The organism is Amycolatopsis methanolica 239 (genome assembly GCF_000739085.1).
Taxonomy (GTDB): Bacteria; Actinomycetota; Actinomycetes; order Mycobacteriales; family Pseudonocardiaceae; genus Amycolatopsis_E; species Amycolatopsis_E methanolica.
Genome location: NZ_CP009110.1, coordinates 5,411,909 through 5,435,946 on the forward strand (window position 1 = coordinate 5,411,909; position 24,038 = coordinate 5,435,946).

At 73.2% G+C, this 24,038-nt stretch carries 21 protein-coding genes and 2 pseudogenes; 9 read left to right on the forward strand and 14 right to left on the reverse strand.

What is annotated here, in order from left to right; genetic code table 11:
• Nucleotides 1–163 precede the first annotated feature (163 nt).
• Nucleotides 164–574, reverse strand: coding sequence for a MerR family transcriptional regulator (locus AMETH_RS26310; protein ID WP_017984183.1), 411 nt, complete (start codon nt 572–574; stop codon nt 164–166).
• Nucleotides 575–626: 52 nt separating this feature from the next.
• On the opposite strand from AMETH_RS26310, the pseudogene AMETH_RS26315 reads away from it, so the two are divergent.
• Nucleotides 627–1,441: pseudogene (locus AMETH_RS26315) on the forward strand (SDR family NAD(P)-dependent oxidoreductase).
• Nucleotides 1,442–1,489: 48 nt separating this feature from the next.
• Here AMETH_RS26315 and AMETH_RS26320 read toward each other — a convergent pair.
• From AMETH_RS26320 to AMETH_RS26330, 3 genes are all read right to left on the reverse strand, one after another.
• Nucleotides 1,490–2,887: an FAD-binding oxidoreductase gene (locus AMETH_RS26320; protein WP_017984186.1), complete on the reverse strand. Its 1,398-nt coding sequence runs from the start codon at nt 2,885–2,887 to the stop codon at nt 1,490–1,492.
• A gap of 69 nt (nt 2,888–2,956) precedes the next feature.
• Nucleotides 2,957–5,941: an ATP-binding protein gene (locus AMETH_RS26325; protein ID WP_017984187.1), complete on the reverse strand. Its 2,985-nt coding sequence runs from the start codon at nt 5,939–5,941 to the stop codon at nt 2,957–2,959.
• Nucleotides 5,942–5,984: 43 nt separating this feature from the next.
• Nucleotides 5,985–7,373, reverse strand: a complete 1,389-nt coding sequence (locus tag AMETH_RS26330) for an aminotransferase-like domain-containing protein (protein WP_017984188.1) — start codon at nt 7,371–7,373, stop codon at nt 5,985–5,987.
• Nucleotides 7,374–7,410: 37 nt separating this feature from the next.
• Between AMETH_RS26330 and AMETH_RS26335 the strand changes: the two genes are divergently transcribed.
• Entirely contained in the window at nt 7,411–8,292 is an 882-nt protein-coding gene (locus AMETH_RS26335) for a DMT family transporter (protein ID WP_017984189.1), read from the forward strand.
• On the opposite strand, the gene ligD is transcribed toward AMETH_RS26335, so the two are convergent.
• The 4 genes from ligD to AMETH_RS26355 form a co-directional block, all read right to left on the reverse strand.
• Entirely contained in the window at nt 8,279–9,235 is a 957-nt protein-coding gene (ligD, locus tag AMETH_RS26340) for a non-homologous end-joining DNA ligase (protein WP_209436809.1), read from the reverse strand. The two genes, AMETH_RS26335 and ligD, sit on opposite strands and share 14 nt — an antisense overlap.
• A 176-nt stretch (nt 9,236–9,411) precedes the next feature.
• Nucleotides 9,412–12,279, reverse strand: coding sequence for a helix-turn-helix transcriptional regulator (locus AMETH_RS26345; RefSeq protein WP_017984191.1), 2,868 nt, complete (start codon nt 12,277–12,279; stop codon nt 9,412–9,414).
• Nucleotides 12,280–12,303: 24 nt separating this feature from the next.
• Nucleotides 12,304–13,296, reverse strand: a complete 993-nt coding sequence (locus AMETH_RS26350; RefSeq protein ID WP_017984192.1) for an NAD(+)/NADH kinase — start codon at nt 13,294–13,296, stop codon at nt 12,304–12,306.
• A gap of 64 nt (nt 13,297–13,360) precedes the next feature.
• Nucleotides 13,361–13,738 (reverse strand): hypothetical protein, encoded by a 378-nt coding sequence (locus tag AMETH_RS26355; protein WP_017984193.1) that lies wholly within the window; start codon nt 13,736–13,738, stop codon nt 13,361–13,363.
• A 174-nt stretch (nt 13,739–13,912) separates the two neighbouring features.
• Here AMETH_RS26355 and AMETH_RS26360 point away from each other — a divergent pair.
• Nucleotides 13,913–15,447, forward strand: a pseudogene (locus AMETH_RS26360) (alkaline phosphatase D family protein).
• Between the two features lie 10 nt (nt 15,448–15,457).
• On the opposite strand, the gene AMETH_RS26365 reads toward AMETH_RS26360, so the two are convergent.
• Complete coding sequence (locus AMETH_RS26365) at nt 15,458–16,648, reverse strand: RNA polymerase sigma factor (protein ID WP_017984195.1); 1,191 nt, start codon at nt 16,646–16,648, stop codon at nt 15,458–15,460.
• On the reverse strand, nt 16,645–16,998 hold the full coding sequence (locus tag AMETH_RS26370; RefSeq protein WP_017984196.1) for a YciI family protein: 354 nt from the start codon (nt 16,996–16,998) through the stop codon (nt 16,645–16,647). The genes AMETH_RS26365 and AMETH_RS26370 overlap by 4 nt, the downstream gene beginning before the upstream one ends.
• Before the next feature lie 317 nt (nt 16,999–17,315).
• On the opposite strand from AMETH_RS26370, the gene AMETH_RS38200 reads away from it, so the two are divergent.
• From AMETH_RS38200 to AMETH_RS26380, 3 genes are all read left to right on the forward strand, one after another.
• On the forward strand, nt 17,316–17,504 hold the full coding sequence (locus AMETH_RS38200; protein ID WP_156131728.1) for a hypothetical protein: 189 nt from the start codon (nt 17,316–17,318) through the stop codon (nt 17,502–17,504).
• Nucleotides 17,501–17,668 (forward strand): hypothetical protein, encoded by a 168-nt coding sequence (locus AMETH_RS38205; protein ID WP_017984198.1) that lies wholly within the window; start codon nt 17,501–17,503, stop codon nt 17,666–17,668. The genes AMETH_RS38200 and AMETH_RS38205 overlap by 4 nt, the downstream gene beginning before the upstream one ends.
• 240 nt (nt 17,669–17,908) lie before the next feature.
• Nucleotides 17,909–19,276, forward strand: coding sequence for a CHASE3 domain-containing protein (locus tag AMETH_RS26380; protein WP_223842937.1), 1,368 nt, complete (start codon nt 17,909–17,911; stop codon nt 19,274–19,276).
• Here AMETH_RS26380 and def read toward each other — a convergent pair.
• Nucleotides 19,248–19,865: a peptide deformylase gene (gene def / locus AMETH_RS26385; protein ID WP_017984200.1), complete on the reverse strand. Its 618-nt coding sequence runs from the start codon at nt 19,863–19,865 to the stop codon at nt 19,248–19,250. The genes AMETH_RS26380 and def overlap by 29 nt on opposite strands.
• Before the next feature lie 73 nt (nt 19,866–19,938).
• Here def and AMETH_RS26390 point away from each other — a divergent pair, with 73 nt between their 5' ends.
• Complete coding sequence (locus AMETH_RS26390; protein WP_017984201.1) at nt 19,939–20,358, forward strand: CBS domain-containing protein; 420 nt, start codon at nt 19,939–19,941, stop codon at nt 20,356–20,358.
• 428 nt (nt 20,359–20,786) lie between these two features.
• Here AMETH_RS26390 and AMETH_RS26395 read toward each other — a convergent pair whose 3' ends face one another.
• On the reverse strand, nt 20,787–21,002 hold the full coding sequence (locus tag AMETH_RS26395; RefSeq protein ID WP_017984202.1) for a dodecin: 216 nt from the start codon (nt 21,000–21,002) through the stop codon (nt 20,787–20,789).
• 383 nt (nt 21,003–21,385) lie between these two features.
• On the opposite strand from AMETH_RS26395, the gene AMETH_RS26400 reads away from it, so the two are divergent.
• Nucleotides 21,386–22,021: a nitroreductase family protein gene (locus tag AMETH_RS26400; RefSeq protein WP_017984203.1), complete on the forward strand. Its 636-nt coding sequence runs from the start codon at nt 21,386–21,388 to the stop codon at nt 22,019–22,021.
• Between the two features lie 4 nt (nt 22,022–22,025).
• The gene (locus AMETH_RS26405; protein ID WP_017984204.1) at nt 22,026–22,508 is read left to right on the forward strand and encodes an NUDIX hydrolase; all 483 of its coding nucleotides are present in this window, start codon (nt 22,026–22,028) and stop codon (nt 22,506–22,508) included.
• Between the two features lie 702 nt (nt 22,509–23,210).
• On the opposite strand, the gene AMETH_RS26410 is transcribed toward AMETH_RS26405, so the two are convergent.
• Nucleotides 23,211–23,690, reverse strand: a complete 480-nt coding sequence (locus AMETH_RS26410; protein WP_017984205.1) for an SRPBCC family protein — start codon at nt 23,688–23,690, stop codon at nt 23,211–23,213.
• Nucleotides 23,680–24,036 carry an ArsR/SmtB family transcription factor gene (locus tag AMETH_RS26415; RefSeq protein ID WP_026153388.1) on the reverse strand — a complete coding sequence of 119 codons (357 nt, stop codon included), beginning with the start codon at nt 24,034–24,036 and terminating at the stop codon, nt 23,680–23,682. Before AMETH_RS26415 ends, AMETH_RS26410 begins: the two co-directional genes overlap by 11 nt.
• Nucleotides 24,037–24,038 lie beyond the last annotated feature (2 nt).

The following is a 24,038-nucleotide window of genomic DNA, read 5'->3' on the forward strand; positions in this document are numbered from 1 at the left end:
CCGGGGCTCGCCGAGCGTGCCCGGGATGGCGCTGCGGTAGGGGCGGCCGTCGGCGTCGAGGAGGGTGTAGACCACGGGGCCGAGGTTGCCGGTGTTCGGTGGAACCGGCGGGCGTGTTCCGGTCGTGAAGGTCAGCGGCGTGTCCATTCCGCGCGACCGAGCATCACTCCACAGTGGACCCCGCCGGTTCCCACAACCCGGCGGCGCGGCCCTCCGCCACGTGCTCCTCGTACACCCCCACCTTGTGCCGGATCACGGCGAGGCTCTCCCGCAGCTCCGCGATCCGCGCCCGCACCCGCTCCTCGTGCTCACGCAGCAGCGCCAGCCGCTCGGGTTCGTTGCCCCTCCCCTGCCGCACCAGCGCGGCGAACCGGCGGATCTCCTCCGGCGGCATCCCCGACGCGCGGAACCGCGTGCAGTACCGCAGCCACTCGACGTCCGCCTCGCGGTAGACGCGCCGGCCGCTCGCGTTCCGGGCGACCGGGCTCGCCACCAGGCCTTCCCGCTCGTAGAGCCGCAACGTGTGCACGCTCAGCCCGGTGCGCCGCGCGACCTCGCCGATGCTCAAGTCCACCGGACCAGCCTAAGTTGACCTAGACGCCGCTCTAACTCCTAGCGTCGCGGCCATGATCCAGAAACCACTGGGCACCGGCTTCGGCGCCCGCACCACCGCCGCCGAGGTCCTCGCCGGCGTCGACCTGACCGGCAGGCTCGCGATCGTCACCGACGGCTACTCGGGCATCGGCCTGGCCACCACCCGCGCGCTCACCCAGGCCGGCGCGCACGTCGTCGTTCCCGCGCGCCGCCCGGAAGCCGCGCGTGAAGCGGCCGAAGTGGACGAACTCGATCTCGCCGAGCCGGACAGCGTGCGCCGGTTCGCCGAGCGGTTCCTCGCCTCCGGCCGCGGCATCGACATCCTCATCGCGGGCGCGGGCATCATGGCCGCCCCGGAAACACGCGTCGGGCCGGGCTGGGAATCGCACTTCGCCGTCAACCACCTTGGGCCTTCGCGCTGGTCACCCCCCTTTGGCCGGCCATCGCCCCCGGCGCGCGCGTCGTGGTGGTCTCCTCGGCAGGCCACCAGCTCTCGCCCATACGCTGGGACGACATCCACTTCGACCGCGGCTACGATCGCTCGCTCGCCTACGCCCAGTCCAAAACCGCGAACGCGCTCTTCGCCGTGCTGCTGGACGCCCTCGGCCGCGACCCCGCCGACCCCAGCTTCAAGACACCCGAGCAGGGCGCGGCCACCCAGGTCTGGGCCGACACGTCACCGCAGCTCGACGGCCTCGGCGGCCTCTACTGCGAGGACTGCGACATCGCCGAACCCACGGACAGCACGGAGATGATCGCCGGCGTCCGTGACCACGCGGTGGACCCCGCGGAGGCGGAACGGCTCTGGGCGCGGTCCGCGGAACTGATCGGGATCAACGCGTTCTGAGCGAACCTCGTCCGCGCCGAGCAGTGTCGGCGCGGACGAGGTGGCCCGTCACCGGGCTGGGCGGATGTTCTGGTTGACGTGGAACACGTTCTCCGGGTCGTACTTGGCCTTGACCCGCGCCAGCCGGTCGTAGTTGTCCCGGTAGGACGCCCGCACCCGGTCCTGGCCCTCGTCGTCCATCATGAAGTTGATGTACGCCCCGCCCGCCGACGTCGGGTGCAGATCCGACCAGTAGTCCTTGGCCCAGCGGGACATCCCGTCGAGGTCGGCCGGCTCCGGCGACACTCCGACGATCACACCGGCCCACCCGCCGTCGCGGTAGCCGAACGCGGTCGCCTCCGCCGGGACGCGCGCCGCGGCACCGTCGATCGGGTACAGGTGCATCGTCGAGAACGGCGTCGGCAGCGTCTGCCCGTACCTGACGTGGACTTCGATCGCTTCGTCGCTGATCTCCGAGAAGAAGTCGGCCTTCCAGTACCACTGCATCCCGGCCGGGTAGAGCGCGTCGAAGGCGGTCTGCAGGATGTTGTGCGGCATCGGCTGCAGCCCCACCACCAGCGGCGTGCCATAGCTCTTCACCGGCTCCAGCACCTCGTCCGCGCGGTCGTGCGGCCCGGTGTAGCACCAGACGATGCCGCACGCCTTGCGTCCCCACAGCTCCTCGGGGAACGGCGGCGCGGGCGGGATCGTCAGCAACCCGAACCAGCCGGACAGCTCCTCCGGCAGCGACGGCAGCAGCTCGCGGTACCAGCGCAGCACGTCCGGGGTGTCGGCCAGGTCGTAGAGCACCGGCCCGCCGATGATCACGCCGTGCTCGCCGATGTCGTGGGCGCGGAACGTGAACGACGTGACCACGCCGAAGTTCCCGCCGCCGCCCCGCAACGCCCAGAACAGGTCCGGGTGCGACGTCTCGTTCGCGGTCACCAGCGTGCCGTCGGCCAGCACGACGTCGGCCGAGAGCAGGTTGTCGACGGTGAGCCCGAACCTGCGGGCCAGGTAGCCGACCCCGCCGCCGAGCGTCAGCCCCGCGACCCCGGTCGAGCCGAGGAACCCGCACGGCACGGCCATGCCGAACGGGACGGTGGCGTGGTCGACGTCGGCCCACGTACACCCCGCGTCGACGCGGACGGTGTGGTGCTCGGGGTCGACGGTCGTGCTGCGCAGCGACGCGAAGTCGATCACCAGGGCGTCGTCGGCGATGCCGAGCCCGCCGGCGTTGTGCCCGCCGCCGCGCACGGCGATCGTGATGTCGTGTGCCCGCGCGAACTTCACGCACCCGACCACGTCCGCGGTGTCGCGCACCCGGACGATCGCGGACGGCCGCCGGTCGATCGCCCCGTTGTAGACGGCACGGGCCGCATCGTAGTCCGGGTCCGACGGCAGCACGAGGTCGCCGCGCAGGGTGGCGGCCAGCTCCTCGTACGGTGCGGTGGCAATGGTTGTCATGGTTCCTCCTCAGGTGGGTCGCCACGACGCTAGGGACCGGGCGTTCGCGCAGCGTTCGCCCGCGCGGGGTCAGCCGCCGACGGCCCGAACGGCGAGGTCGTGCTCGCACCGCCGCACCAGGGCGAGGCTGCCCTGCGCCCTGGCGAGCCGCACCGCCGAGCGCAACCGGGACACCGCGGTGTCCGGGTCGTCGAGAGCAGCGCGTTTGCGCATCACCTCGGGCATCCACCACACGTCGTCGCGGGCCTGCCCGGCGACGATCGCCGCGTCCAGGGTCGCGCGGGCCGCGTCCGGGCCGGACAGGTCGGCGAGCAGCGCGAGCCAGTACGGCATCCGCGCGAACGAGCCCTCCGCGCGCAGGTTGTCGATGCCGCGCCGGGCGACCTCGGGCCGCCCGGCCCGCCAGCCGCCCAGCACCAGGCCCCATTCCCGGTAGTAGGCGAAGCCGTAGCGGTCGCACAGCTCGCCCAGCTCGCGCACGGTGTCGCCGAGCCGGTCCACCTCGCCGCACATCTGGTAGGTGATCCCGGCGTAGGCGAGCCCGACGGCGAGGCTGTACGGGTGCTCGGCCGACCTGGCGAGGTCGATCGCGTCCTGGCAGGCGGCCAGCGCCTCCCCGGTGTGGCCGAGCAGCCAGTGCGGGTGCGCGGCCCACCCCGTCGCGTGCACGTCCGGGCGGGTGCCGACGGTCAGCGACGGGGCGCCGTGGGACAGTTTCACGGCGAGTTCGAAGTGCTGCAGCGCCTCGGCGGGCCGCCCAAGGCTGCTCGCGCTCCCGCCGTACACGAAGTGCGCCGCGCCGCGCAGTTCCGAGTCCGGGTCGACGAGGTCCAGCACGCTCGTGGCGACCTCGTAGGCGTCCGCGGTGCGTCCCTGCACGAAGCGGGAAGCCCACAGTCCGACCATCGCGGTGAGCATGGAATCCTGCTGCCCCAGCCGTTTGGCGAGCGCGATGGTGCGCTCCAGGGCCTGCTGCAGCTGCGGCGAGGCGTACCCGCGGCGGGCGTTCAGCGGCGCCGCCATCGTCTCCAGGATCGCCAGTTCCTGACGGGCGGACTCGGCGCTGTCCGGCTGGGACCGCACAATGTCCAGCGCCTCCTGGTGCAGCCGGATCGCCTCGGCGTGGGCGAAGGTGCTGGACGCGAAGGCCGCGGCGCGCCGGTAGAAACCGACCGCGCGGTCCGGGCGCCCGCCCCGCGCGTACTGCTCGGCGAGGCGGCCGGACACCGGAGCGGTGTCGCCGGCGTGCAGCAGCTCCAGCGCCTGCGCGATGCGCCGGTGCAGCAGCCACCGGTTGGGCGGGCTGACCAGGTGGTAGGCGGTGTCCCGGAGCAGGTCGTGGCTGAAGTCGTAGCCGTCGCCGATCTCCTGGATGATGCGGCGCCGCCACAGCTCGTCGACGGCCTGCACGACAGTGTCCGGTTCGAGATCACTGGCCTCGGTGAGCAGGGCGAGCGTGAAGTCCCGGCCGACCGCGGCGGCGAGCCCGGCGATCTTGCGCGCGGCCGGGCTCGCCTGCTCCACCCGGTTGCGCAGCACATCGGTGAGGTCGCTGCCGGGCAGTGCCTTGCCACGCACGGCTTCCACGACGTAGAGCGGGAAACCGCCGGTGGTGGCCTGCAACAGCTCACGGTCCGCGGGGGCGAGCGGCTGCCCGGAGATCAGCTCGGCCAGCCGGGCGGATTCGGTGATCTCCAACGGGTTCAGCGTCAGCTCGGTCAGCAGGCCGGTGCCGCGCATGCGGGTGGTCCACTCGGCGAGCTCCGGCCACTCGCCGTCGGTGCGCAGGGTCGCGGCGACGAGGACCGGCGCGTCCGGGGTCAGGCCGAGGCAGAACGTGAGGAACGCCAGGGTTTCCTGGTCGCACCACTGCAGGTTGTCCAGCACCAGCAGCATCGGGCGGCCCGCGCCGGTGAGCGCCCTGGCCAGGCCCTCGAAGAAGCGGTGCCGCTGCCAGGCGTCCACCATCGCGCGGGGGCCGGTGTCCGGATCGCTCCGCGAGCGGCCCGCGGGCACGAGGCGGTCCACCTCGGCGCGCCACACCGGTTCCAGGTTCGCGGTCGCGGCGCGCACCGCGGGGGCGCGCAGCCAGTCCGCGACCGGCGCCAACGGCAGCCGCCCCGGCGTGCCGAAGCACTGCGAGGTGGCCACGATCGCGCCGTGCGCCCGCGCCGCCGAGGCGACTTCGGCGACCAGCCTGCTCTTGCCGACTCCCGCGCCGCCGCACACCAGCACGAGCCCCGGTCGGCCGGCCGCCGCGGTCTGCCAGACACGCGAGAGGAGGACCACCTCGCGGCCGCGCCCAACGAGCCCGGTGGTGCCGGGGCGGGGGCCCGTCGCGTCGCCCGCCAGCAGGCGGCGGAGGGCCCGCCGCGTGGTCTCGTCCGGTACGACGCCCAGTTCGCGCTCCAGGGTGGACGCGCAGTGGTGGTAGGTGCTGACCGCGCTGGCCCGGTCCCCCATCGCCGCCTGCAGGTCCATCAGCGTGCGGTAGCCCTGTTCCTCCAGCGGGCGCAACTGGATCCGCCTGCGGGCGGCCTCCGCGGCGCCGGGCAGGTCGCCGCGGCTCTTCCTGGCCTGGCACAGCAGATCGCACAGCCGGACGGAGGCCGATTCCAGCGCGGCACGCGGCTCGATCACCCATTCGTCGTTGATGCCGGGCAGGAATTCACCGCGGTAGAGCGCGAGCGCGGCCGGCGCGCGTTCGAGCACCCCGTCGCCGGACTGGGCCGCCGCACGGGCCAGTTCGAAGTCGCGCACGTCGACGCGGACGGTCGCGGTGTCACGCCAGCACAGGTCCTTCGCCGTGACGACCAGGCAGTCCTCGCCGAGTGTGTGGCGCAGGTGGTGCAGTTCGCGGCGGAGGTTAGTCAGCGCCTGCGGTTCGGACGAGTCGGGCCAGAACAGTTCGGCGATGCGCTGCCGCGGCTGGGGCACGCCCGGGTGCACGACGAGGTACGCGACGAGCGCGACGGTGCGCGGCGAACGAGTCACCACCGAACCGTCCGCCTCGTCGAGGATTGCTTGTTCTCCCAGCAGGGAGACCCGCAGCATCCCGCCAGAGTAGACCGCGACGCGGGTCGGATCGACGGGACGTCTAAAGCCCTTGCCCGGCCAGTGCCTCGCCGATGATCCGTGCGCCGTCGGGGAAAACGCCCGGGTTCGGGCCGGAGTAGTTGAGCCGCAGGTACACCCCGGGCGGCTCCGCGGGAAACCATTCGCCGCCCGGGTTCACCACCACTCCGGCCGCCTCGCAGTCGCGGATCAGGCGGGCCGGATCGGTGGCGTCCGGCAGCCGCACCCACAGGTTCAGCCCGCCCTGCGGCAACCCTTCCAGGCGTGCGGAGGGCACGTGCTCCCGCAGCGCGGCGGCGAGCAGGTCGCGCCGCGCGGCCAGCTGGCGGCGCACCCCGCGCAGGTGCGTGCGCCACCCGGACTGCGTGACGACGTCGAGCGCGACCGCCTGCAGCAACCCGCTCACGTACATCGACTCGCCCTGTGCGCTGGCGAGGATCCGCTCGCGGGCCGCGCCGCGGGCGATGATCCCGGCGACCCGCACCGCCGGGGACACGCTCTTCGTCAGCGACCGCAGGTACACCACGTGCCCGCGGTCGTCGCGCGCGGCGAGCGGCACCACATCCGCCGCGATCCCGAAATCGTGCGCCCAGTCGTCCTCGATCAGGAACGCGCCGTGCTCGCGCACGACGCCGAGGACCCGGTCGCCCAGCTCGGCGGGCCAGCGGGCGCCGGTCGGGTTGGCGAAGTTCGGCTGCGCGTAGAACGCCCTGGCCCCGGTCCGCCGGAACGCGCGGTCCAGCTCGTCCGGGTCCGGACCGTGCGGCCCGCTCGGCACGGGTACCACCCGCACCCCGGCCTGCGCGGCCGCGAGGATGGCGCCCCAGTACGTCGGCGACTCCAGCACGAGCGGCGCGCCCGCCCCGACTAGCCCCCGGAACGCCGCGCTGAGCCCGCTCTGACTGCCCGGGAACACGACGACGTCGCCCGGCGCCGCCGGCCCCAGCTCCGCAGCGAACCACGCCTGCAGCTCCGGCAACCCGGCCGCCGGCGGGCGGCTGACCGCGGAAGCGCCCCGCGCGGCGCGGGCGAACGCAGCCCGCACCAGCCGCTCGGGCAGCAGTTCCCGGTCCGGGTACCCGGAGTGCAACGCGATCACGTCGTTCGGCACCGTGCGCAGCGCGGTCGACGCCCGCGGCATCCGGTGCGGCGGCGAGCCGAGCGCCGCCGTCTGCCAGCCGTAGTCGTTGGCGCGCGCCACGCGGATGGCGCGCACGAAGGTGCCGACACCGGGCCGGCTCTCCACGATCCCCTGGGCGGCGAGGGTCCGCAGCGCCTTCTGCACGGTCACCGGGCTGGCCGCGTACTCGGCGACGAGCGCGCGGGTGGACGGCAGCTTCGCGCCCGGTTCGGCGGTCGCGATCCATTCGCGCAGCCCGGCGACGATGCGGGAGCTGCTATCGTCAGACATGAGACAAGATAGTAGCGCTACTCTCATCAACCGTCAGGTGCTACCACCCGCTCGGGCCGGTCTGGGCTGGGGTCTGCTCGGGGTCACAGCGTTCTCGTTCACCGTCCCGTTCACCCGGGTCGCCGTCGGCGCCATGTCGCCGCTGTTCATCGGCGCCGGCCGGGCGGTCGTCGCCGCGCTGCTCGCCGCGGTGGCGCTGGCGTGCGCCCGGCAACGGCTGCCGCGGGACGTGCAGTGGTTCCGCCTCGCGATCGTCGCCGCGGGCGTGGTCGCCGGGTTCCCCGTGCTGACGTCGTTCGCGCTGACCACCGCATCGGCCAGCCACAGCGCCGTCGTGATCGCGCTGCTGCCCGCCGCCACCGCGGTCATCGCCGTGCTGCGCGGGCGGGAACGGCCGGCGGCCCGCTTCTGGGCGGCGGCGCCCCTCGGCGCGGTGGCCGCGGTCGCGTTCGCGTCCCTGCAGGGCGGTTTCACCGGGCCGCGGTGGTCGGACCTCCTCCTGGTGGGGGCCGTGCTGGCCGCCGGGATCGGCTACGCGGAGGGTGGGCTGCTGGCCCGCGAACTCGGCGCGTGGCAGACGATCTCGTGGGCGCTCGTGTTGTCCGCGCCGCTGATGACCGCGCTCGCGGCCGTCGCGGTGTGGCAGCGCCCGCCCGCGGGCACCGCCGTGGACTGGGCCGCGTTCGCCTACCTCGGCGTGGTGAGCATGTTCCTCGGGTTCTTCGCGTGGTACCGGGGGCTCGCGATCGGCCCGATGGCGCGGGTGAGCCAGATCCAGCTGGTCCAGCCGGTGCTGAGCATCTGCTGGGCGGTGCTGTTCCTCGGCGAGGCGATCACCTGGCCGACGGTGCTCGGCGGCCTCGCGGTGATCGCGTGCGCCGGGCTCGCCGTGCGCACCAGGCTGGTCAGGCGAGCGTGACCTCCTCCGGCCGCCGGTCCGGCCGCAGCCCCCGCCACGACGGCGCCCGCAACCGCCCGTCCGACGTCCACTGCCGGAACTCCACCTCGCCCACCAGTTCCGGCTCCACCCAGTGTGCGTTGCGGGCGTACTCGCGGGGCACCGGGCTGTCGAACGGGCTCGTGCGGCGGGCCAGCGGGCGCAGGCGGGCCTGCAGGTCGTCGAGCATGCGGTCGGTGAACCCGGTGCCGACGTGCCCGGCGAAGCGCAGCCCGGTCTCGTCGTGCAGGCCGAGCAGCAGGGCGCCGAACGTGCGGGACCGCCGCCCCTCGCCGGCGGTCCAGCCCGCGATCACCACCTCCTGGGTGCGGGTCAGCGGTGTTTTCACCCAGTCCGGCGACCGCACGCCGGGTTGGTAGACCGAGCCGAGCCGCTTGGACACCAGCCCCTCCAGGCCGACCTCGCGCGCCGCGCTCAGCAGCTCCGCACCCTCCACGTCGGACGCGAGGAAGTGCCGCCGCACCCGCACCTCCGGCCGGTCGATGCCGAGGCCCAGCAACCGTTCCCGGCGTTCTTCGTAGGGCAGGCCGGTGCAGTCCCGCGATCCCTCGCGCAGCAGGTCGAACGCGAAGAACACGACGGGCACCGAGGACAGCCGCGCCGGGGAGGGCGCGGCCAGGTTCATGCGCTGTTGCAGGCGCCCGAAATCCGGCCTGCCGTCCTCGTCGAGCGCGACGACCTCGCCGTCGATCAGCAGTGTGCGGGGATCGCCGCCGAGCACGGCCAGCTCCGGATAGGTGGCGGTGACGTCACGCAGCCGCCGCGAGTAGAGCCGGACCTCGCCGCCGGACAGCGCGGCCTGGCACCGCACCCCGTCGTACTTCCACTCGAACGCCCAGCCCTCGCTGTCCCGCACGGGTCCGGGAACGGCCAGCATCGGGGCGACGGGCTCGGGCAGCGGCATGCCCCCGATGCTGCGCCGGATCGTGTGCCTCCGCCAGTCGGCCACACCTCTTCGTGGGGACTTGGGGCGTGTCTGACAAAGATCGCGGTGGATGCCGCGCACCGTGGCCTCCGGGAATGGTGCGGACTGTCCGCGCCGGCCCCGGAACCGCGTGACAAGCAGCTGCTCAACGGCACCTAACCGAGCAGACCACGCTGGTGCGCCAGGGAAACCGCCTCGGCGCGGCTCCCAGCACCCAGCTTGGCCATGACGCGCGACAGGTGCGCGCTCGCGGTCTTCTCGCTGATGAACAGGCGCTCGCCGACCTGGCGGTTGGTCAGCCCGCCCGCGACCAGTTCCAGCACGGACCGTTCACGCGGGGTCAGCACGTCGTCGGCGGGCGCGGCCGCGGCGGTCAGCCTGCCGCGCCGGGCCAGTTCCGCCACCGCGGACCGCAACGGTTCCGCGCCCAGCTCGGTCGCGGCGTCGTGCACCAGCCGGACCTGCTCGGCGGCCGCGTCCCGCTCGCCGTGCGCCAGCAGGGCCGCGGCCCACCGCCACCGGGCGATCAGCTGCCAGTACGGCAGGGGCGCGGCCTCGTCGACCGCGACCGCCCACGCGGCCGGATCGTCCGCGCCGCGCAAGCGGTTCAGCTCCGCGGCGAGCCGCGCGGTCGGCACGCGCGTGTCCGGGCTGCGTCCCTCGAGCCGGACCTGCACCGACGACACCGGCTCCGCGGCGGCGGCCAGCTCCTCGCCCTGGCCGACCAGCTCACCGGCGTCCCCGCCGCGGCGCCGGGCCTCCTCGGCGAGGTCGGCCAGCGCGGACACCCCGGTGACGACCGCCCACCGCAGGTCGGCGAGGCTGGACCGGGTCAGCGCATGCAGTCGCTCGATCACGGTCCGGATCTCCGCGACGGCCCGCTCGGCGTCGCCCTGCCACTGGGCGGCCTCGGCCAGCGCGATCCCCAGCAGCACGCCCGTGCGCGCGTCGTCGCGCTGGTCGGCCAGCCGCGCCGCGAGGTCTTCGACCTCGGCGAACCGCCCTTGCGCGGCCAGGATCGGCGCGGAGTACGACCCGACCCTGGCCCGCGCGAACCGCGGCGCGCCCGGCACCTCGGCGCGGGCGAGCGCGGTGTCCCAGTCCCCGAGCACGTACAGGTCGAACAGCTCGCTTGTGCGAGCTTCGACGCCAACGTTGCTCCAGCCGAGCCCGGCCCGTTCCGCGCGCTGCCACGCCCGCGCGGCCATCCGCGCCGCACCGGGCAGGTCCCCGATCACCAGCAGGTTGCAGGTGACGTTGTGCAGCGCCCGCAGCTCCACCCGGACCGCGCCGATCTCGGCCGCGCGCTCCGCGGCGGCCAGGCCGAGGCGCGTGGACAGCTCGACGTTGCCCTGCCAGTCCTCGAACGCGGCGAGCGTGACCATCCCGTCGGCCTCGACCTCGGGCGCCCCGGCCGCACGCGCGTCGGCGACCGCCTGCCGGACGTGGCCGCGCAGCTCGTCGACGTCGACGTCCGGCACGCCCCACACCCAGGCGCGGGCCCGCAGCGCGAGGACCCGGGCGCGCACGACGCTCGCCGGGCGGTCGCGCACCAGCTCCCACGCCTCGGCGACCGCCTTGGACACCTCGCCGCGGTGCACGTCGAACGGGATCAACGCGATCGCCAGCTGGTGCCGCGTGTCGGCGGCCAGCTCGGGGTCGTCGCGCAGGTCCGCCTCGGTCACCGCCGAGCGCGCGTACGTCACGGCGCGGTCGGCCTCGCCCGCGGTGTCCGCCATCGCGGCCGCCGAGCGCAGCAGCGCCAGCTGGTCCCGCCCGCTGATCCGCTCCGGCTCGTCCACCGCCTCCCACAGCTGCAGCGCCTGCTCGAGGTGGTGCAGCGCGTCGCCCGGCGCCTGCATCCCGACCGCCTGGTCCGCGGCCCGCACCGACGCGGCGAGCGCGGTCGGCAGGTCGTGGCTGCGGAAGCTGTGGTGCGCGAGCGCGGCCGCGGTGCCGTTCGCCGCGGCCAGGCGGGCGAACGCGGCGTGCAGCCGGACCCGCTCCCCGGGCAGCAGGTCGTCGTAGACCGCTTCGCGCAGCAGCGCGTGCCGGAACGCGTAGCCGTCCTGCGCGGCGACGAGGACGTTGTGCAGCACGGCCTCGCGCAACGCGGTCTCCAAGGTGTCCTCGTCCAGCCCGCAGACCGTGCCCAGGCTGGCGTGCGCGACGAGCTGCGTCGCGCCGGAGACCGCGCGGGCCACGCGCCGCGCCTCAGGGCTGAGCCGTTCCACGCGCGCCAGCAGCAGTTCGGCCAGTCCCTCGGGCAGGTTCGCGCCCCGGCGCACCGCAGCGGTCAGTTCCTCGCAGAAGAACGGGTTGCCCTCGGAGCGTTCCGCGACGGTGCGCACGATGGCGTCAGGCAACGCGCCTTCGGCGAGCGCGGACACGAACGCGACCGTGTCGGCCGCGCCGAGCGGGGCCAGCTCGATCCGGGCCACCGCGGGCAGCCGGGACACCTCCGCGAGCAGCGGGCGCAGCGGGTGGCGGCGGTGCAGGTCGTCGGTGCGGTAGGTGGCGACCACCAGCAGCCGCTGGGTGTCCAGCCGGGACAGCAGGAACAACACGAGGTCCCGGGTCGAGGCGTCGGCCCAGTGCAGGTCCTCCAGCGCGAGCAGCACTGGGCCGCGCGCGGCGAGTTCCACCAGCAGCGCGTGCGCCGCGTCGAACAGCCGCAGCCGTTCCACCGTCTGGTCGGCGGGCTCGGGCTGGGTGAGGCCGGGCAGCAGGCGCCCGAGCACCGGCCACCGCTCCGCCGCCTCCCGTTGCCCGCCCAGCGCCTCGGCGAAGGGCAGGTACGGCAGCCCCGCCTCGCCGACGTCGAGACAACGCCCGGACAGCACGGTCACCCCGTCGGCGTCCCCGGCCAGTTCACCGAGCAGCCGCGACTTGCCGACCCCGGCGTCACCGGCCAGCAGCACCGCCCCCGCGTGGCCCGCCCTGGCCCGGTCGAGCGCGGCACGCAGGGTGTCCAGCTCGGGGTCGCGGCCGATCAGCGGGATCGCGGTGTCGAGGCGAGGCACACCCCATGCTCCCACGGACTGCGATCAGCGCGTGGGCCGTTCGTCCGCGAGGGCGGCGACCGAATCGGCCAGCCCGAAGCGGTCGCGCACCCGGCACAGGAAGTCCGGCTCGTCGAGGCGGACCAGCCGCGCACGCCGGCTCGCCGCCTGCACGGTGATCCAGTCGCCCGGCTCCAGCACGCCCCGCAGCTGCCCGTCGACGCTCACCGCGGCCTCCCCGGACTGCTCCAGCACCCGGATGCCGACCCGCTGCTGCGGCGCCAGCACGACACTGCGGTTGAAGACCATGTGCGGCGCGACCGGCGTGAACACCAGCGCGTCCAGGCCGGGGGAGACGATCGGGCCGCCCGCGGAGAAGCTGTAGGCGGTCGATCCGGTCGAGGACGCCACGACGAACGCGTCGGTCGAGTAGACGGCGAACTGCCGCCCGTCCACGTACACCGCGAGGCTCGCCTGCCGGTCGCGGGCCAGCTTCTCCACCACGATGTCGTTGAGGCCCAGCAGGTCGAGCTGGATGCCGTCGCCGTCGGACGGGGCCCGCCGCGTGTTGGGCGGCGGCAGCGCCGGGCCGCGGCCGTAGCGCAGCATCGGCTCGATGCCCTTCGGGATGCTCAGCGGCCTGGACGCGCACATGGTGAGCGTCATCCGCGAGTCCTCCTGGAAGGCGCCGTCGTTCACCGCGTCCAGCGCGGCGACCACGTCCTCGGTGGCGACCTCGGTGAGGAACCCGACGCGGCCCACGTTCACGCCGAGCACCAGCGACCCGACCGGCGCCGCCACCCGCACCCCGCGCAGGAAGGTGCCGTCACCGCCGACGGTGACGATCAGGTCCGGGTTTCCCGCGCGCTCGGCCTCCTCCCTGGCGTGCAGCCGGTGGCCGTCGAAGTCGTCCCAGACGTCGATGTCGGTGCACGGGATGCCGCGGGCGGCCGCCCAGGCGCGGACCTCGCCCGCGGTGCGCCGCGCGGCCTCCTTGCCGCCGTGCACGACCAGGCCGATCCGGGAAACGGAAGCCATGTCCCTCCTCGCGACCGGAGGCGCTCCACGTCGGCCTCCTCGGTACCAAGCTAGTACCGGCGGGTCAGGACGCGAGCGGCTCGGCGCCTTCGGGCACCGGCACGAGGGCGGGCTTGGGCAGTTCCGCGCAGCTCACGCGCAGTTCGGCAGGCCGCGGGGTCGCCCAGGTGCCCAGCATCAGGAAGGTGACGGACTCGCCCGGCCCGAGGTCGAGCACATCGGGCAGGCGGCGGGTGAGGACGCGGTCGTAGCGGTCGCCGAAGTCGACGCGGACCCCGGTGGCGAGGACCGGGCCGGTGTTGGTGAGGCGGTACCACTGCTGCGGCTGGGCCTCGAGGCGGAACGCGGGCGCCGGCTCACCGCCGCAGCGCGGCAGGGCCGACCGGCGGCCGAACCAGAACGCCGTCGCCACGGCCGGTACCAGCACGGCCATCTCGATCATCAGTCGCACAACCAGCTGATCGTCCTTTCGGGGCAGCGCGCTACCCGGGGTGATCGAACCGTGATGTGACAAGCACGATCATCAATGTCCCGTCCACCAGGGATTCGGGCAGCGGCCACCCGGGGTGCTTAGCGTGTGCGCGCCTTTCCTCCCGAATCCCCGAAAAGGTGACGCATGACCGACCTCTCCCCCACCCGCCGTCAGGTTCTGATAGCCGGTGGCGCCGCGCTCGGCGCCGCTGCCTTCGCCGGCTGGGGCACCGCCTCCGCCAGCCCCGTGCGCGACCCGTTCACCCTCGGCGTCGCGTCCGGCGACCCGCTGCCCGACGGCGTCGTGCTGTGGACGCGGCTCGCGCCGGAGCCGCTGGCCGCCGACGGCCTCGGCGGCATGCCGTCGAGGCCGTGCCCGTCGAGTGGCAGGTCGCCGCGGACGAGCGGTTCGGGCACGTGGTGCGCGCGGGCGCCGAGATCGCGCGGCCGGAGTCCGCGCACACGGTGCACGCCGAGGTGTCCGGCCTGCGGCCCGGCGCCGAGTACTTCTACCGCTTCCGCGTGGGCAACGAGATCAGCCCGGTGGGCCGCACGAAGACGGCGCCGCGGCCGGGCGCGCGGCTGGACAGGTTCTCGTTCGCGTTCGCCAGCTGCCAGAACTACCCGGACGGCTTCTACACCGCGCACGCCCACCTCGCGCAGGAGGACCTGGATCTGGTGGCGTTCCTCGGCGACTACATCTACGAGGGCAGCGGGCAGGGCAGCATCGGCCGCGGGCACACCCCCGCCGCGGAAACCTTCAACCTGGCCGACTACCGCGTCCGGCTGGCCCAGTACAAGGGCGACGCGGACCTGCAGGCCGCGCACGCCGCGTTCCCGTGGGCGGTCGTGTTCGACGACCACGAGGTGGAGAACAACTGGGCTGGCGACATCTCGCAGCCGGACACCGAGCCCGACCAGGACCCGGCCGTGTTCCGGCAGCGGCGGGCGCAAGCGTTCCAGGCGTACTGGGAGCACATGCCGCTGCGCCGCGCCCAGCGCCCGTCCGGGCCGGACATCCGCATCTTCCGCAGGCTCACCTTCGGCGACCTGGTCGACGTGCACCTGCTGGACACCCGCCAGTACCGCGACGACCAGGTCGCGGGCGACGCGCGGCTGGACCCGTCCCGCACGATCCTGGGCGCGCAGCAGAAGGAGTGGCTGCTGCGCAACCTGTCCGGACCGACCGCGCGGTGGAACGTCCTGGCGCAGCAGGTGTTCTTCTCCCAGCGCGACTTCACGTCAGGTACCGCCGACTCGTTCAGCGACGACGCCTGGGACAACTACTACGTGGAGCGCAACCTGGTGCGCTCGAAGCTGGCGCAGGCGAGCAACCCGGTGGTGATCACGGGCGACGTGCACGCGAACTACGTGGCCGACGTGAAGGCCGACTTCGAGGACCCGGCGTCGGCGACGGTCGCGACGGAGCTGGTGGGCACGTCGATTTCCTCCGGCGGCGACGGGACCGACCAGAACGCCGGTGACCGCGTGCAGCTCGCGGAGAACCCGCACATCAAGTTCATCAACCGCAAGCGCGGCTACGTCCGGAATACCATCACGCGGGATTCGTGGACCGCCGACTACCGCATCGTGGACTACGTGACGCGCCCCGGCGCGCCCGTCCAGACGCGGGCGAGCTTCGTCATCGAAGCCGGCCGCGCGGGGGCGCGGCAGGTGTGACCGGGGTTCCTCACCCGCCGGTCTCCCGCAGCCGGCGGGTGAGGAACTCCCGCTCGGGCGCGTTCTCCGTCCGCCGCAGGGCTTCCTCGTAGGCCCGCGCCGCCTCCTCCCGCCGGTCCAGGCGGCGCAGCAGGTCCGCCCGGATCGCGTAGAACAGGTAGTACTCGGTCAGCCGCAGGCGCTCCACGAGCGCCAGCCCGGCCGCGGGTCCGTCGACCTCCGCCACCGCGACCGCCCGGTGCAGAGCCGTCACCGGGGACGGCGCGACCGCCATGAGCTGGTCGTACAGCTCCACCACCTGCCACCAGTCGGTCTCCGCGGCGGTCGGCGCGTCGCTGTGCACCGCGTTGATCGCGGCCTGGATCTGGTACGGCCCCGGCCGTCCACGCCGCAGACACCGGCGCACCAGCGCCTGTCCCTCAGCGATCAGGTCCCGGTCCCACCGGCTCCGGTCCTGGTCGGCCAGCAGCACCAGCTCCCCGCCCTGGCCGGTGCGGGCGGCGCGGCGCGACTCGGTCAGCAGCATCAGCGCGAGCAGCCCCAGCACCTCCGGCTCGTCCGGCATCAGCCCGGCCAGCACCCGCGTCAGCCGGATCGCCTCGGCGCACAGGCCGGCGCGCCGGGCCGTGTAGCCCTCGTTGAACACCAGGTACAGCACCGCGAGCACGGCCCGCAGCCGGTCCGGCAGGTCCGCCTCGTCCGGCACCCGGTACGGGATGTGGGCGGCGCGGATCTTGCCCTTCGCGCGCACGATCCGCCGCGCCATCGTCTTCTCCGGCACCAGGAACGCCCGCGCGATCTCGGCGGTCGCCAGTCCGCCGAGCAGCCGCAGGGTGAGCGCCACCCGCGCGGCCGGGGCGAGCGCCGGGTGGCAGCACGTGAAGATCAGCCGGAGCCGTTCGTCAGGCACGGCACCCTCCTCCACCGGCTCGTCGCGGGCGTGCAGCAGTGCCGCGCGGGCCTGCCGATCGTCGCGGATCGCCTCGCGCCGCAACCGGTCCACGGCGCGGTTGCGGGCGGTCGTGATGATCCAGCCCGCCGGGCTCGGCGGGATCCCGTCCTCGGGCCACCGCCGCACAGCCGTGGTGAACGCGTCCTGGACCGCCTCCTCGGCGACGTCGATGTCGCCGAAAACGCGGACCAGGACGGCCACCGCGCGCCCGTACTCCTCCCGGAAGACGCGGGCGATCTCCTCGGTCAACCGCAGGACCCGTCGACCAGCGGCCGGACCTCGATGGGCAGTGTGGTCGCCCGCGTCAGCTTGCGGCCCCACTCCAGCGCCTCGTCCAGGTCGGCCGCGCGGATCACGGTGAACCCGCCGACGTGCTCCTTGCCCTCCAGGTAGGGCCCGTCGGTGACGAGGACGTCGTCGTCCTGCGCGCGCACGACGGTCGCGGTGTCCGGCGGGTGCAGACCACCGTTGAACACCCAGGCGCCCGCGGCCCGCAGCTCCTCCTGGAACGCCGCGACGTTCTTCATGATCGGCTCGAGGATCTCCGGCGCGGGCGGCTCGCCGTCGGGCTGGTAGATCGTGAGCAGGTAGTGCGTCATGGTCCCTCCTCGGGTCGGTTTCCACCCTCTACACGAACTGCGGGCCCGCGGATCGACACCACACCGGAAAATACTTTGACTGGCGCCCGTTCGCGGACGACAGTGGAGTGCACCGAAACTCCACGCGATGCCCGCCCGATCCGCCGCGCCCGGCTCCACACCGCGCGCGCCGGTCCGGTCGCCGAGGCGCGCGTGCGCGGGCCCGCTATCGCACGGGCCGCCCCCGGCCGGCGCGGACCGAAGCCGCGCCGGCCGGGGAGACCAACGGCGCGTCCGCTTACAGCGTCCGCAGGAGCGGCGCGGTCTCCAGGTGCATGATGGCGGTCAGCGCGAGCCGGGTCGTCAGGTACCGGTGCAGCGCGCCGGTGTGCGACCTCGCCGGGCGCCGCCGGGTGTTCCGGCTCGGGGTGACGGCGTTCCTGCTCACCTCGCTGGCGTGCGCGCCCGCGCCGGGCGCCACCGCGTTGATCGTGTTCCGGGCCGCTCAGGGCGCGTCGCGGCGGTGAGCATCCCGCAGACCATCGGGCTGACCCGCGCGATGTTCACCGGCCCGGCGCTGTCCCGCGCGCTGGGCGCGACCGGCCCCGGCATGGGACTGGCGGCGGTGTGCGGGCCGGTGCTCGGCGGCGTGCTCACCGAGGCCTGGACCTGGCGGTCGTCCACCCGCTGACGCGACTGTCCACTCCGGACTACCGGCTCCCCGCGGCCGGCGCCGTCGCGCTCGTCGTCTTCGTGCCCCGATCTCCGCCAGGGCGCACGGCGTGGTCGTTCACCAGACAGCGCCGAGGTGACCAGCGCGTCTGCCGCGTGCCAGATCGGGATCGCATTGGCGATCGGCTACGGCCGGTGCCGCGGTGATGACGGGGAAAACGGCGCTCTCGGTTTCCGGTGATGCGGGTTATCGTGTTTCGTGACCATTCCGCGATTCCGGCCGCGGACTTTGCGGTGGCAGGTGATCGTGCTCGGGAGCGGGTTGCTCCTGCTGCTCACCACCACCGCGATCGTCACCACCGCGGCCCGCGTCCACGTGACAGACGTCGGTTCGCGGGTGCGGGACACGCTGCGCCCGGCGCAGGTCGCGGTCGCCGCGCTCGGCAAGGGTTACGTGGACATGGAAACGGGCGAGCGCGGTTTTCTGCTCACGCGTGATCCGCAATTCCTGCAACCCTACGAAACGGGACAAGCGGCGGTCGCCGGAGCGGAGGGCGACCTCAGACGGCTGATGGCCGACGACGCGGACACGATCGCTCTCCTCGGCGAAGTCAGCGCAGTGGGCGCCGAGTGGCGCACCCGGGTGGCCGAGCCGTCGATCGCGCAGGTCCGCGCGGACGGCACCGTCGCGGACGGGCAGCTGGGCAAGGCCTTGTCCGATACCCTGCGCGCCCGGCTGGCTGCCCTGGGCAACCACCTCGACCAGCTCATCGCGGCCCGGCTGGAATCTTCGCGCCGCGCGAACGCCGCCGCGAACCTGACCACCGGGCTCTGCGTGGGTCTGGCGCTCGTACTCGGAATCGCGAGCGTGGTCATCCTGCGCCGATCGCTCATCACGCCGCTGAACCGGCTGGTGGCGCAGGTGCGCGAGGTGGCCGCCGGCGACCTGCACCGCGAGGTCGAGGCCACCGGGCTGGAAGAGGTGGTGCGGCTCGGCGAAGCGGTCGAGGCGATGCGGGTGCGGATCCTGTCGGAGGCCGAACAGGTGGCGGCGTCGGCGAACCGGATCGCCCGGCTGGAGGAGACCGACCGGATCGCCCGCACGCTCGGCGACACGGCGATCCGCCGACTCTACGGCATCACGCTGGACCTGCAGTCCGCGGCCGCCCGGTTCCCCCGGTCCGGCCCGGTGATGGCCACCGCGATCAGCGGCATCGACCGCACGATCTCGGCGCTGCGGAGCTCCGTCTACGGCACGGCCGCGACGCGGACCCGCCCGGCGCTGCGCGCGCAGGTCAGCGACGTGGTCGGGGAGCTGGAGACGACCCACGGGCGCGCACCGGGGCTCGTCCTGACCGGCGACCTCGACATCGAGCCGCCGGAGGAGGTCACCGCCGAGGTCACCCAGGTGCTGCGCGACTTCCTGCGCGCCACCGCGGTGCCGGGCGGCGGCGCGGAGGAGGTCGAGCTGGCGCTGTCCGGCGAGGAGATCCGGCTGCACGTGCGGTGCGCGGTGCCGGACGAGCGGGTGGCCGGCGTGGAGCGGGCACTGGCTGAGGTGTCCGGGGACGCGGTCGTGTGCCGCGAGCCGGGCCGGGTCACGGTCGAGTGGCGGCGTCCGTTGTGACGACGGGGTAGGCCGGTTCGCTCATCTCTGCCAGCGCCGTCTCGCGGCCCTCCGGGGTGAGGTGGTCGATGTAGAGGCGGCCGTTGAGGTGGTCGGTCTCGTGCTGGAAGCAGCGGGCGAGCAGGTCGCGGCCAGGCACGGCGACGGGGTTGCCCGTGAGGTCGAAGCCGCGGACGGTGACCTGGGCGGCGCGTTCGACGACGGCCCTGGCGCCGGGCACCGACAGGCAGCCTTCGGGGTGGGCGCCGGTCTCGTCGCCGGCGACCTCGATGACGGGGTTCACGACGTGACCGGCGTGCCACAGCTCGCCGTCGCTGCGTGCGTAGCTCTCCGGGCACAGGTAGACGAACACGCGCAGCGGAACGCCGATCTGGTTGGCCGCGAGGCCGACGCCGCTGGCGGTGCGCATGCTGACGAACATGTCGGACACCAGCTGGGCCAGGTCGGCGCCGAACTCGGTGACGTCGGCGCACGGCTGGTGCAGCACCGGGTTGCCGACGACGGTGATGGGCCGGGACTCGCCCCGGGCGTAGTGGTGGGCCAGGTCGCCGCCGGTGGTGACGTCGTGGTGGACCTCGATCTCGGACATGGGACGAGTAAACCAACCAGGTGCGGGTATGACGGCGAGTGCCCAGTTCGAGTGCATCCGAAGGCAGGCAGAGATGACCAAGGCTCGCGAAATCATGACGCCGGAACCCGAGTGCGTGCGGACGAGCGACACCGTGCTCGACGCCGCGAAGCGGATGACGGACCTGCAGGTGGGGGCGATGCCCATCTGCGGTGAGGACAACCAGCTCAAGGGCATGCTGACCGATCGGGACATCGTGGTGAAAGTGCTGGCGGAGGGCAAGGACCCGCGTGCCGTGAGCGCCGGGGAGCTCGCGCAGGGCGAGGCGGTCACGATCGGCGCCGACGACGACGATGCGGAGGATATCCTGCGCACGATGTCGCAACACCAGGTCCGGCGGCTCCCGGTGATCGACGGCCACGACCTGGTGGGGATCGTCGCGCAAGCGGACGTGGCAAGGTCCCTGGACGAGCCCAAGATCGGTGACCTGCTGCAGGCGCTGTCGACCGATTGATGCCGGTTCGATCGGGTCTGTGCGGGTTGCTCGGCTCGTTGTAGGTACCTCGTCCCGGCCCGGAGGGGCGTCAAGGCTTGGTTCATTGAGCGCTGCTCCGGGCTCTGCGCTGTGCCGCTGAGACCCGCGCGGCTATGCGCTGTCTCGATGGCCCGCGCCTGGCATCGCGCCTCGTCGTTGAGGCTCACTCCCAGCGTTTCGCTGCCCTGAGTTCCTACCGATGCGCCCCGCACGCGGGTATACCTGTTGCTCCAGTCAGGTGATTCAACCGATTCGACTCGATAGGGTGGCGATTTTCCGCCCAGCACAGGTTTTTGTCGGTCCCCGTCCCTAACGTGATCGGCATGAACCCGACAACCCACCGCAGTCCCAAGTGGACGGTCCGCATCCGCACCGCCCTGCTGGGCGTCGTGCGCGCCCTGGCCAGCTCAGTCCGCGTCCTCCAGCCGGAACCCGACCTTCAGCCCGACCTGGAAGTGACCGATCGCCCCGTTCTCGATGTGTCCCCGTATTTCGGTCACCTCGAACCAGTCCAACCCCCGCAACGTCTGCGCCGCACGCTCGATCCCCCCACGAATGGCGGCGTCCAAACTCTCACTGGACGAGCCGACGATCTCGGTGACGCGATAGGTGTGCCCGGCCATCTCAGGCCTCCTTGCCCTAGGCGAATCCCGGCCCCGGCATTGTCACCCGCCACGCCCGCCACCGCATCCCGCTCACGATCTCGTGCCCACCCCCACCTGCGTGCCGTCCACCCACCCCAGCCGTCGGTGGACACCACCCACAGCATCGCCACCTCCACATCAGCTCACGCGCACCCACCCCACCTCTCCGCATTCCCCACGACCAACCCTCGACCCAGCCCACCTCCGACGAACACCAACCCCAACATCACCACCACGCACACCGCCGCCCCCTCCCGACCTCGCCCACCACGCACCCACTTGTCCGCCCCGAGCAGGGCACCTCGACGGGCCTGCCTCGGGGACCGACGCCGGTCCCAGGGGCGCGTGCCAGGATCGGGGTCATGACACCTGAGGAGCTGTTGACCACCACCCGCAGCGTGCGCAAACGGCTGGACCTGTCGCGGCCCGTGCCGCGCGAGCTCATCGAGCGCGCGATCACCCTCGCGCTGCAGGCGCCGACCGGGTCGAACCGGCAGGACTGGCACTGGGTCGTGGTCACCGACGCCGGCAAGCGCGCCAAGCTGGCGGAGCTGTACGCGAAGTCCTACAAGGCGTACCGCGACCTGGGCCCCGCGCCGGAGGAGCGCTATCCGGGCGACACGGACCGCGCCGCCACCCAGCACCGGGTGATGAACAGCGCCGACTACCTGGCCGAGCACATGGCCGAGGTGCCGGTGCTGCTGGTCCCGGCGATCCACGTGCCGGGTGGCAAGCTGCCCGAGGGCAACCAGGCCGGCTTGTGGGGCTCGATCCTCCCCGCGGTCTGGAGCTACATGCTCGCCGCGCGCACCCTCGGGCTCGGCACCGCGTGGACATCGCTGCACCTGGTCTACGAGAAGGAGGCCGCTGAACTGCTGGGCATACCGGACCACGTCCGGCAGGCTGCGCTGATCCCGACGGCGTTCTACACCGGCGAGACGTTCAAGCCGGCGAAGCGCCAGCCGCTGTCCGAGGTCCTGCACTACGACCAGTGGTGACCCGGTGCCCAGGAAGAGCGCGGCGTTCCTGCTGTACCGCCTGACCGGCAACGGTGGGGTGGAGGTGCTCATCGCGCACATGGGCGGTCCGTTCTGGGCGCGCAAGAACGAGCGGGCCTGGTCCATCCCGAAGGGCGAGTACGCCGACGAGGATCCGCTGCCCGCGGCACGGCGCGAGTTCGCCGAGGAGGTTGGCGAGCCCGTCCTCACGGGCGAGATCCTGGAGCTGGGCGAGGTGCGCCAGCCGAGCGGCAAGGTCATCACGACGTTCGCCGCGGAGGGCGACTTCGACCTGGCAGGCTTCGCCAGCAACACGTTCGAGATGGAGTGGCCGAAGGGCTCCGGCCGCGTGCAGGAGTTCCCGGAGGTCGACCGCATCGAGTGGACCACGCCCGAGCGCGCCGCGGAACTGCTCGTCAAGGGCCAGGTGCCGATCATCGCCCGCCTGCGGGAAACGCTGGTGGCACAAGGAGTCCTGCGCGCCTGACCCCGCGGCAACCCCGCACCGGCCCCGGTTCCGCCCGGACACGCACCTCCGGGCGGAACCCCAGGCGGGCCAGCAGGCGCGGGCAAATCCCCGCCCCGGCGGAGCGGAGACTTGCTGAGCGCTGCCGGGGCGGCACCTTCGCCGCGCTCGGGTACCTTCGCCACGGCCGGGCGGAACCCTCGCCGCGGCCTGGCAGAACCTTCACTGTGGCGGAACCTGCTCAAGCGGGCAGGCGCCGACCGAAAGGTGCGCCCACGCTCTGAACCCGGCCGCGCGACCCACCCCACCGGGCAGAGCCCACCCTTGGCGCCCGCGGCATCCGCGGCGCACATGTCGATGGGCCCCGCTACGCGAGGCCCATCGAACCCAGAACCTCGAAGCACCGCCACCGAAGCAGCGAGGACTACGCCAACGCCACCACCAGCGCCCCTGGCAACACCGCCGCCAGCACCCGCCTCAGACCAGCAACGCCGGCACCAGCAGCAGCCCCAGACCGGACCCCCAGCCCCTCGGGCAACCACCACCAGCCGTCAGCCCAGCAGCACCAGCAGCAACCCCAGCGGCAACCCCCAGCACCAGCAGCAGCGCCAGGCCGGCCCCTCAGTGCCGGGCGAGACCACCAGCCCTGAGGCAACCACCTGCCCTCCGGCCAGCACCCCGACAGCGACCCCCAGGCCCCTGCCCCAGGAACACCACCAGCCGTCAGGCCAGCGACACCGCCACCTGCTCCAGCCGGTCCAGCGCCTCCTGCATGCCGCCCTCCATGCCGGACTCCAGGTGCCCGTCGCGGGTTTCCTTGTTCGGGTACTCGGCCAGCACGGTCAGCGTGGTGCGCCCCTCGTGTTCGGTCAGCGTCAGCGTGTTCAGCGACTCCGCACCGGGCATGCCTTCGAACACCTCGGTCGACACGATCCGCTCGTGCGGCACGATTTCCCGGTACTCGCCGTGGAAAGCGACCTCGAAACCGCCGTCCGCGATCATGGCGTTGCGCCATCTCCCGCCGACCCGCAGGTCGACCTCGACGGACGTGACCTCGCCACGCTCGCCCGACCACCAGCGCTTCACCAGCTCCGGCGTGGTCCACGCCTTCCACACCAGTCGCGCGGGCGCGTTGAACTCACGCACGATCTGAACCTGGTTGTCCGCCGGGAGCGTGACCTTCGCCGTACCGCTAGTCGTCATCGTGCTCATCTCCGTCCTCCAGTTCCTTGAGTTCTTCCAACACCGCGTCCATGCGGTCGAACCGCTCGTCCCACAACCTCTGGTAACCACTGACCCACTCGTGGATGTCCTTCAGCGGGCGGGCGTTGATGCGGTAGACCCGCTGCCGTCCCGAGTCGCGAACCTCCACCAAACCCACCTCCCGCAGGACCCGCAGGTGCTTCGACACCAGCGGCTGGGCGAGCCCGAGCACCGACACCAGGTCGTTCACCGGCTTCTCCCCGCCGGCCAGCAGATCGAGGATCTGCCGCCGCCGCGGTTCGGCCACCGCGTTGAACGCGTCCGCCGTAGTCGCTGCCCTTGCCATGC

Bases quoted from the DNA above. Each gene is read 5' to 3' on its own strand.
- AMETH_RS26395 (WP_017984202.1), bottom strand. From the start codon at position 21,002: ATGGCCGGGCACACCTATCGCGTCACCGAGATCGTCGGCTCGTCCAGT.
- AMETH_RS26355 (WP_017984193.1), bottom strand. From the start codon at position 13,738: ATGATCGAGATGGCCGTGCTGGTACCGGCCGTGGCGACGGCGTTCTGG.
- AMETH_RS26320 (WP_017984186.1), bottom strand. From the start codon at position 2,887: ATGACAACCATTGCCACCGCACCGTACGAGGAGCTGGCCGCCACCCTG.
- AMETH_RS26325 (WP_017984187.1), bottom strand. From the start codon at position 5,941: ATGCTGCGGGTCTCCCTGCTGGGAGAACAAGCAATCCTCGACGAGGCG.
- AMETH_RS26390 (WP_017984201.1), top strand. From the start codon at position 19,939: ATGACCAAGGCTCGCGAAATCATGACGCCGGAACCCGAGTGCGTGCGG.
- AMETH_RS26410 (WP_017984205.1), bottom strand. From the start codon at position 23,690: ATGACGACTAGCGGTACGGCGAAGGTCACGCTCCCGGCGGACAACCAG.
- AMETH_RS26400 (WP_017984203.1), top strand. From the start codon at position 21,386: ATGACACCTGAGGAGCTGTTGACCACCACCCGCAGCGTGCGCAAACGG.
- AMETH_RS26350 (WP_017984192.1), bottom strand. From the start codon at position 13,296: ATGGCTTCCGTTTCCCGGATCGGCCTGGTCGTGCACGGCGGCAAGGAG.
- ligD (WP_209436809.1), bottom strand. From the start codon at position 9,235: ATGCCGCTGCCCGAGCCCGTCGCCCCGATGCTGGCCGTTCCCGGACCC.
- AMETH_RS38200 (WP_156131728.1), top strand. From the start codon at position 17,316: ATGGCGGTCAGCGCGAGCCGGGTCGTCAGGTACCGGTGCAGCGCGCCG.
- AMETH_RS26370 (WP_017984196.1), bottom strand. From the start codon at position 16,998: ATGACGCACTACCTGCTCACGATCTACCAGCCCGACGGCGAGCCGCCC.
- AMETH_RS26415 (WP_026153388.1), bottom strand. From the start codon at position 24,036: ATGGCAAGGGCAGCGACTACGGCGGACGCGTTCAACGCGGTGGCCGAA.
- def (WP_017984200.1), bottom strand. From the start codon at position 19,865: ATGTCCGAGATCGAGGTCCACCACGACGTCACCACCGGCGGCGACCTG.
- AMETH_RS26330 (WP_017984188.1), bottom strand. From the start codon at position 7,373: ATGTCTGACGATAGCAGCTCCCGCATCGTCGCCGGGCTGCGCGAATGG.